Origin of the sequence: Arthrobacter sp. M4 (assembly GCF_020251205.1) — a bacterium.
Taxonomy (GTDB): Bacteria; Actinomycetota; Actinomycetes; order Actinomycetales; family Micrococcaceae; genus Arthrobacter.
Window position 1 is genome coordinate 1 of record NZ_JAIWYX010000085.1, and the last position, 247, is coordinate 247.

The 247-nt window shown below is 68.8% G+C and carries 1 pseudogene; it reads left to right on the forward strand.

What is annotated here, in order from left to right:
- A pseudogene (locus LD110_RS23505) lies at nucleotides 1-247 on the forward strand (hypothetical protein); the annotation flags it as partial.

Below are 247 nucleotides of genomic sequence, written 5' to 3' on the forward strand. Positions count from 1 at the left end.
GCCGATACCCACCACGTCGCCCTCATCACAGACACCGGCCGACACCTGGCCGCCAGGGAATTCCCCGCCGCGGGCCCGGCGACCAAGGCATCATCGACTTCATCATCGGATACGGCCATCTCCTGGCTGCGGGAGTGGAAGGGACCGGCAGTTACGGCGCCGAGCTCTCCCGCATCCTCACACGCCGGGGCATACGCGTGGTGGAGGTCATGCGCCCGAACCGGCAGGCCCGCCGGCTGCAGGGAAA